Source organism: Vibrio sp. V08_P9A1T1 (assembly GCF_963874405.1).
In the GTDB taxonomy this organism is placed as follows: Bacteria; Pseudomonadota; Gammaproteobacteria; order Enterobacterales; family Vibrionaceae; genus Vibrio; species Vibrio anguillarum.
In genome coordinates this window covers 1-8,117 of the sequence record NZ_CAWNIB010000058.1, presented here as the reverse complement: position 1 = coordinate 8,117, position 8,117 = coordinate 1, and the positions used below count along the sequence as shown (strand labels likewise).

Genomic DNA, 8,117 nt, shown 5'->3' with positions numbered 1-8,117 from the left:
CTCAACGGCCTATTGGGCTGGGTGGGGGGGCTGTTTGGCTTAACCCTTAGTTTTGAATTGATTTTAGGCTACCTATTTGCTCCAGTTGCGTGGCTGGTGGGCATTCCATGGAGCGAAGCGATGACGGCAGGCTCACTGATTGGTAATAAAATTGTCGTGAACGAGTTTGTCGCTTTTATCCAATTGATGGACGTAAAAGATTCGCTCAGTGAACATTCTCAAGCGATTGTAACTTTTGCTCTGTGCGGCTTTGCCAATATTTCGACCATGGCAGTATTGATCGGTGGTTTGGGCAGTTTGGTGCCAGAGCGTCGCAGCTTCATCTCTCAATATGGTTTTCGAGCGATCAGTGCTGGCGTGCTGGCTAACTTGATGAGTGCTGCGCTTGCTGGGGTTATTTTGTCGCTATAAACGTAGCGTTTCTATTGGTTACGAAAACCCACCATACATTTTGTATCTTCGATGCCGGCTAACAGAGCCGGCATTTTTATCCATCCATCTCACCAAAATAATATTGACCATATCAATTTCTCAACGACGTGTGATTAGGTGAGTTCGTGAAGTCCGCCGAAAAAGATTTGCAAGCGGTGTTGATGTTGAAATCATGCCGTGATTTTGAGCTGAGATAATTAAAATTATCAGTTATTTAGAGTGCAATTCTCGTCCTCTAGCTTATTAGTTATATACCCTGCCTACTTGATGTTGCCTTGTTTTTATCTCGCGTATTGCAGGCCACCACGTCAAGTTACTTGGGAACGGGTTAATTATTCATAAGCAAAGGAGAGAACAATGAGTTCTTATCTACTCAGAGCCGCCATTATTACAACGTTAGGGATAAGCTACCAAGCTCAAGCCTATAACTGTGATGGCTTGGGCTCTTGGGATACGGCCGCCATTTATACGTCCGGCGATAAAGTGACGCAATCTAACGCAGCCTATCAAGCTAACTATTGGACGCAGGGAAATGATCCTGCAAGCAATAACGGCCCCTGGGCATTTTGGCTATCACTCGGGCAGTGTGACAGCGGTGGTGGCAATGTTCCACCCACGCTAAATCTCGTTTCTCCTGCCAATAATGCACAAATCCCACAAGGCAGCTTAATCACGCTACAAGCCACCGCGTCTGATAGCGATGGTAGCGTGGCACAGGTTGAATTTTTGATTGATGGCGTGTCGATCGCCGTCATCACACAAGCGCCTTTCCAAACCGATTGGACTGCCGCTTTAGGCGCAACCCAAGTGACTGCAATTGCCACTGATAATCAGGGTGCGACTACGTCAACCGCGTCAACCATCTCGGTTACTCCTGTTGGTGGTTTAGTGCCTCCTTCCATCTCCTTAACCAGCCCAACAGGTGCTGAGCAGCTAGTGGCTGGCGACTTATTGACGCTAAGTGCTAATGCTACCGATTCGGATGGAACCGTCACGCAAGTTGATTTTTATGTGGATGGACAACTCATCGCTTCAGATACTTCAGAACCTTATGCCCACGATTGGACTGCTGTCTCAGGTTCTCACACCTTTAAAGCCAAAGCGACGGATAATGATAACCAAACGACTCATAGCCAAGAGGTCGCCTTGGTTGTATCTGGAGGCTCAAGTGGTGGTTGTGCAGGTTTAGCAACCTATGTGGCGGGTAGCAGTTACGCTGCGGGCGAACTGGTGCAAAACAATAATCAAAAGTTCCGTTGTGATATCGCAGGTTGGTGCTCTTCCAGCTCAGCGTGGGCCTATGAGCCGGGCAAAGGAAGTTATTGGCAAGAAGCGTGGACAGGAATGGGCGCGTGCGCCACGCCACCTACCGTTTCATTGACAAGCCCTGCTGATAATGAAGTGATTCTGGCTGGTTCTACCATCCTGCTCAGTGCACAAGCTAATGATGCCGATGGCAGTGTAGTACAAGTGGAATTTCTTGCTGATGGCACGAGCCTTGGCGTAGTAAACCAAGCGCCTTATTCGGTTGAGTGGGTTGCGAACAAGGTCGGAAGTACCACACTCAAAGCCATCGCAACCGATAATGACAATAATAACGCTGAAAGTCAGATTAACGTTTCAGTGAGCGATCAAGCGTTAGTGGTGTCGTTAACATCGCCAACGTCAGGGCAAACCGTCGGTTTAGGTAAACCAGTCAATATTGCTGCCAATGCGACGTCACTCACTGGTGCTGTTTCTAAAGTCGATTTCTTAGTGAATGGAGCGGTGGTCGCAACTGATACTAGTGCGCCTTATGCCTACACTTGGACACCTACGGCTATCGGCGAATACACAGTGGCTGCGCAAGCTTATGATGCAGGCAGTAGTGTATTGTCAGACGCAGCTGCCGTGAAGGTGGTTGAACAGACACAGAAAAAGCACAAATTGATCGGTTACTGGCATAATTTTGTCAATGCTGCTGGCTGCCCAATGCGTCTCGCTGATATGTCTGATGCGTGGGATGTGATCGATATTGCATTTGCCGATAATGACCGCAACAGTAATGGAACCGTGCATTTCAATCTTTTCGCAGGCGATGCGCATAGTAGCTGTCCCGCCTTAGATGCTACCCAGTTCAAGCAAGATATGGCGACCTTGCAAGCCAAAGGCAAAGTTTTTGTTTTGTCACTTGGTGGCGCTGAAGGCAACATTACGCTCAATACTGACAGTGATGAAGCGCACTTTGTTGATAGTTTGACGGCGTTGATCAAAGAGTGGGGTTTTGATGGTTTGGATGTTGATTTAGAAAGTGGTTCTAACTTAATGCATGGCTCGCAAATTCAAGCGCGCTTGGGCCGGGCATTAAAGCAAATTGAAGCCAACATCGGCGGTGATATGTACCTGACCATGGCACCAGAACACCCTTATGTTCAAGGAGGAATGGTGGCTTATAGCGGCATTTGGGGTGCATATATTCCTATCATCAATGAGGTTCGTGACACACTCGATCTACTTCATGTTCAGCTCTACAACAACGGTGGGTTGCCAAACCCTTATCTACCGGGTGCAGCACCTGAAGGTTCGGTGGATATGATGGTCGCCCAATCAAAAATGCTGTTAGAAGGGTTTGATTTGGCCGATGGTTCACGCTTTGAACCACTGCGTGACGATCAAGTTGCAATCGGTTTGCCTTCTGGCCCGAGCTCTGCCAACTCTGGGCAAGCGCCCACGCAAAACATTCTTGATGCGTTGGACTGCTTAACCAAGGGAACCTCTTGCGCGACGGTGAAACCGAGTTTCAACTACCCTAACTACGGTGGTGTGATGACATGGTCTATTAACTGGGACGAACACGACGGCTACAATTTCTCTACGCCAATAGGCAACAAACTGACGCAAATGAATAATGCCCAATAAAGGCTAAGTTGGTTTATAACGCAAGAACCCCAGCGCAGTGCTGGGGTTCTTTTTGGCTCGCTGATCATAGCTATCAATAACCACTAGCAATAATCAATAACAAGATCAGTTATTGGGGTGAAATTGTTCGCATGCCAACAGGGTGTTTTCAATCAAACTGGCCACCGTCATTGGCCCGACACCACCCGGAACAGGGGTGATCAAGCTTGCTTTGGTGCGCGCTACATCGTACTCGACATCGCCAATCAGTTTGCCTGACTCCAAGCGGTTGATGCCCACATCAATCACCACGGCACCTTCTTTAATCCATGCACCGGGAATAAAATTGGGTTTACCAACGGCCACCACCAACAAATCAGCTTGGCGAACATGGTGCTCTAAATCTTTAGTGAAGCGATGGCATGTGGTTGTGGTGCAACCAGCCAGTAGCAGCTCTAACGTCATTGGTCGGCCGACAATATTGGATGCGCCCACAATCACCGCATGCTTACCACGCAGTTGAACGTTATAGCGCTCAAGCAAAGTGATGATCCCTTTGGGCGTGCAAGAGCGCAGTTTAGGAATGCGTTGGGCTAAACGGCCCACATTGTAAGGATGAAAACCATCGACATCTTTTTCAGGAACAATGCGTTCAAGCACATGGGTTGTGTCAATCCCGGCAGGTAAGGGCAGTTGCACTAAAATGCCGTCAATTTCAGGGTCGGCATTGAGCTTATCGATTAACGCCAGTAGTTCCTCTTCACCTGCAGTTGCTGGAAGATCATAGGATTTAGAAACAAAACCTACTTCTTCACAAGCACGACGTTTGCTGCCGACATACACTTGTGACGCAGGATCTTCTCCCACCAGCACCACCGCTAGCCCCGGAGCTCGAAGACCCACTTGAGTGCGAGCTTTTACCCGCGCCGCTACTTCAGAGCGAACCGTCTGGGAGATGAGTGTCCCATCAATATTTTGAGCAGTCATGGCTTTCCTTACACATTGGTCGCAAATATTTTTGGGCGCATTGTCGCAGATATTTAAAGTAACATCTATAAGCAAACGTTTGCTTTGTTCTGTTTTTCGTCACATGGTTAGCGAATGGCAGTTTTTTAGGCATTTGAAACAGAATGTTAGAGAAAGCGATTGATTTACGGAGTTCAACTCGTATAATCCTGTCCCTGTAGCGCGCCCTTAGCTCAGCTGGATAGAGCACGTCCCTTCTAAGGATGTGGTCGTAGGTTCGAATCCTACAGGGCGCGCCATTTATTCAAGAAAGCCCCGATAACTCAAAAAGTTGTCGGGGCTTTTGTTTTTCATGTTCATCCGTTCGGTTTTTTACTCCGATGGTACTTTTGTGCAGAGTGTTGATAATTTCATCGCTTTCATCTTATTACATCTTGCTCCTACTGGCCTCGCAAAACGCACCTTCTTAGCTATCCCACGAATATTTTGTGCCACACTCTATGTGAAATTTAATTCATATGGAGGGTGCGTAATGAATCTAACCAAATCTTCTTTAGTGACATGGTTTATCTGTTTTAGCCCAATGGTGGTAAGCCATCAGTTGTATCCTGATGTCGATACTCCACGGCTTAACGAAGCGCAGCTTGCAGAGAGTCAACTGCCATTTTCTCTGATTAGCGATGATGAGTTTGTTTTTCGACCTCATCAACGTCCTTTCAATATTGAAGATTTTATTGGTACCCATCAGCCACATTGGCTTGAGCTTGTCGAGTCAGTTAGCCATTGGGCTGGGGCAACAGGGGTTGATCCTCGAGTGTTATTGACCACTTTAGCGTTATTAGAACAAGAGAGTGCTTTGGATCAAAGCTTGGACGATAGACAGCGGCAGATCAAAGATATTGCGAATCAACTGTCTCAGCGTTTCTATCACTATCAAGAAAGTTCATCGGCTCTTCAATACAATGCTGCGACGTTAGCGGTCATGCAGCAATTGAATCGGGTGGATGATTGGGCATTATGGAAATCGCAATATGAGCTTTGGTTTGGTGCTTTCAGCGAACCACAAAACACACCAGCTCCTATGCGTATGGGAAACCTCATTGCTTCGCCTAGTGAGGGGTTTATGCAGTGGCCATGGCGCAAAGGGTATCAGTGGATACCTAACGGTACGCATGCGCACAGTGGTTCAGGCTTTCCGCTTTCTTCAATCGACGTTTCTTACGATTGGCCAGCTTGGGGCGCGCCAACTTACAGTGTAACGGCCGCGCATGATGGCTACGTGTCGGTGATGTCTCGGTGCCAACTGCGCGTGACGCATCCAAACGGTTGGGCGACGAACTATTACCATATGGACGGAATCCAAGTCGCGAATAATCAGTGGGTGACGAAAGACAGTAAGTTGGGTGTTTATGCTAATCAGCGTTCCATTGCTTTGTGTGAAGGTGGATCGTCCACCGGTCCTCACTTGCACTTCTCATTGCTTTATCAAGGGCGTTTTCAATCTTTACAAGGTGTGAGTTTTGGGCCATATAAGGTTCAGACTGGGCGATATAGTTACGATAATCATTGCCAATATACATGGCTGTATGACCAACGTAAGCAGCAGAAAGTCTGCTTATGGCAACCTATTTATAATTAAGGTTCACGCTGAAATGTTGTGATGGAAAATGTTGGTGCAAGGTTCTCTCTTACACCAACATTCATTTTGCGCTCAACCGATTTGTTGTGTCGTGAGCCGATCACTGACTTATCGTTCTTTAACGACGAAACGAACGGTTACGTGCGGAACGCTCTTTATGGGCAGAAGCCGCTTTAGCCTGTGAGTTTAAAATGGAATCAACCGTCAGCTCCATTGGCTCTTTAGGTTTGAGGCCATGTGGGAAAGTGCGCGCGCGCGGTGGCAGATCATATTCTTCAGCTGAAGCGCGTGGCATACGTTTAAAGCGATATAGGTAGAAGTTTTCTACTTTCTCTCTCGCCCAATCGGTTTTATTGAGATATTTCACGCTGCTGGCAACCGATGGGTTGGTATGGAAGCAGTTAAAACGCATTGCCGTATCGAGAATATCCCAACCGTAAAAATCCACTAGTTCTTGCAGTAATGTTTCTAACTTAAGACCGTGTAATGGGTTATTTCTTTGTAATTCAATTCTTTCTTCTTCAGTCATCATAACGAGTTCCTAAGTAGTTCACTAACCGAGGCCAGCAGGGGTGTATGGTTTTCGTTGGTTTTTTATTCAAACAACGTGGCATCACGAATGATCATCTCTTAACACGCTAGTTGAAGGGGCCGCATTCTAACAGAATTCAGTGACCCTCCCTAAGATTATCGTGCGGAAGATCAGCGTTGTTTGATTGGTCAGATTTTTCTGCGTTCAATAAAAAGGACATAGCGCTTAAAGAGCTTGGATTGTCGTCTTTACACAGATTTACTTGTTACTTCATCTACTTTACGTTGTGATTGTTACTCTTAGATAACCTTTATATTTAAGTGGTTATTGTGATGAGCAGAGTAAGCAAAACGGTATTGATTGTGATGGTGGTTGTCTCGGTATTATGGATGCAAGCCGAGCCAACGCTTTTGGTGTCTGAAAACCTCTTCAAGTGGCGATCGGCTTTTATCCAGTGGTCAGGCATTTTGGCCATTGTGGCGATGTCATTGGCTATGGTGCTGGCGCTTCGTTTGCCCCTTATTGAACAGTGGACACAAGGAATCGATAAAGGTTATCGGATACACAAATGGCTGGGCATTTCGGCCACGTTGCTTGGTTTATTTCACTGGCTTTGTTACCAGATACCGAAATGGATGATCGCACTTGAGCTCCTGACTAAACCTAATCGGCTCAATGGCTCTGGCCCACAGGGGAACTTGTCGGGTTTTGCGCTTTGGGTAAAAGAGATGCGCCCGATTGGGTTAGCCATTGGCGAATGGGGGTTCTACTCATTATTGCTGCTGGTGGGTGTATCACTGTGGCTAACCATTAAATACAAACCGTTTCGCTTATCGCACCGTTTGATGGCGGTGGTGTACCTTTTGCTGGCTGGGCATTCGGTATTATTGTTGAAAAAGGCGTATTGGGGCTGGCCGATTTATTGGTTAGTGTTGATGTTTATTGCGCTTGGCTCCGCGGCAGCAGTCTACAGTTTGCTTGGATTTGTGGGCCGAAATGCACGTTATTCAGCGAAGATTAGCGCATGCCACTACTGCGCAGCGAGCCAAACGTTAGATTTAAGAATTAAGATGGAGAAACCTTGGCCCGGACACAAAGCAGGGCAGTTTGCCTATTTGAGTTTTATTGGCGAAGAGCCGCATCCGTTTACTATTGCTTCGTACAATGAGGCTAATGAGCTGCGATTTTTGATCAAAGAGCTCGGCGATTTTACCACAGGCCTTTATAAGAGAATTACCGTGGGTGAGCCGATTGAGGTCGAAGGTCCATATGGACGATTTGAGTTTTATAGTGATAGGCCACAAGTCTGGATTGGTGGCGGTGTCGGCATCGCTCCATTTATGGCTGGGTTAGATTATTTACACACGGTAAAAGCGCATCCGGCTACTTATCTGTTTTTCTGCTGCCACCATGCAGAGCAAGCCCTGTGTGATGAGCTTAAGCAGAAAGCATTGCGTGCAGGTGTCTCCCTCACAGTGATTGATTCAAGCATTGCGCCGCATTTGTCTGCCGAGACTATTGCTCGCCAGTGTGGTGATTTAAGTGGTTTTGAGTTTTTCTTTTGTGGCCCTGTTGCGTTTTCACGGACTTTAAAACAGGCGTTGAAGCCTTACCATGTAGACGTTGAAACTCAGTTCCATGAAGAGTTGTTTATGATGCGTTGAGTATTTG

General features: G+C 47.0%; 6 protein-coding genes and 1 tRNA gene. 5 read left to right on the top strand and 2 right to left on the bottom strand.

The genetic code is table 11. The features are described from left to right. Positions 1-411: nucleoside transporter C-terminal domain-containing protein (locus AACT21_RS03340; RefSeq protein WP_303396330.1), on the top strand; the 411-nt coding region annotated here is incomplete at its 5' end. 378 nt (positions 412-789) lie between these two features. After that, the gene (locus AACT21_RS03335) at positions 790-3,330 is read left to right on the top strand and encodes an Ig-like domain-containing protein (RefSeq protein WP_094163478.1); all 2,541 of its coding nucleotides are present in this window, start codon (positions 790-792) and stop codon (positions 3,328-3,330) included. Positions 3,331-3,435: 105 nt separating this feature from the next. Here AACT21_RS03335 and folD read toward each other — a convergent pair whose 3' ends face one another. Beyond that, positions 3,436-4,296 carry a bifunctional methylenetetrahydrofolate dehydrogenase/methenyltetrahydrofolate cyclohydrolase FolD gene (gene folD, locus AACT21_RS03330; RefSeq protein WP_010317168.1) on the bottom strand — a complete coding sequence of 287 codons (861 nt, stop codon included), beginning with the start codon at positions 4,294-4,296 and terminating at the stop codon, positions 3,436-3,438. A 201-nt stretch (positions 4,297-4,497) separates the two neighbouring features. Here folD and AACT21_RS03325 point away from each other — a divergent pair. Together AACT21_RS03325 and AACT21_RS03320 are read left to right on the top strand one after the other, a co-directional pair. After that, positions 4,498-4,574: transfer RNA gene (locus AACT21_RS03325), tRNA-Arg, on the top strand. Positions 4,575-4,807: 233 nt separating this feature from the next. Beyond that, positions 4,808-5,914 carry a M23 family metallopeptidase gene (locus AACT21_RS03320; protein WP_094163476.1) on the top strand — a complete coding sequence of 369 codons (1,107 nt, stop codon included), beginning with the start codon at positions 4,808-4,810 and terminating at the stop codon, positions 5,912-5,914. A gap of 118 nt (positions 5,915-6,032) precedes the next feature. Here AACT21_RS03320 and AACT21_RS03315 read toward each other — a convergent pair whose 3' ends face one another. Next, positions 6,033-6,446: a VF530 family protein gene (locus AACT21_RS03315; protein WP_013857204.1), complete on the bottom strand. Its 414-nt coding sequence runs from the start codon at positions 6,444-6,446 to the stop codon at positions 6,033-6,035. Positions 6,447-6,778: 332 nt separating this feature from the next. Here AACT21_RS03315 and AACT21_RS03310 point away from each other — a divergent pair, with 332 nt between their 5' ends. After that, complete coding sequence (locus tag AACT21_RS03310) at positions 6,779-8,110, top strand: ferredoxin reductase family protein (protein WP_176430169.1); 1,332 nt, start codon at positions 6,779-6,781, stop codon at positions 8,108-8,110. Positions 8,111-8,117 lie beyond the last annotated feature (7 nt).

What these genes read in the sequence shown, in the direction of transcription:
- AACT21_RS03335 (WP_094163478.1), top strand. Translation starts at nt 790, where the DNA reads ATGAGTTCTTATCTACTCAGAGCCGCCATTATTACAACGTTAGGGATA.
- folD (WP_010317168.1), bottom strand. Translation starts at nt 4,296, where the DNA reads ATGACTGCTCAAAATATTGATGGGACACTCATCTCCCAGACGGTTCGC.
- AACT21_RS03320 (WP_094163476.1), top strand. Translation starts at nt 4,808, where the DNA reads ATGAATCTAACCAAATCTTCTTTAGTGACATGGTTTATCTGTTTTAGC.
- AACT21_RS03315 (WP_013857204.1), bottom strand. Translation starts at nt 6,446, where the DNA reads ATGATGACTGAAGAAGAAAGAATTGAATTACAAAGAAATAACCCATTA.
- AACT21_RS03310 (WP_176430169.1), top strand. Translation starts at nt 6,779, where the DNA reads ATGAGCAGAGTAAGCAAAACGGTATTGATTGTGATGGTGGTTGTCTCG.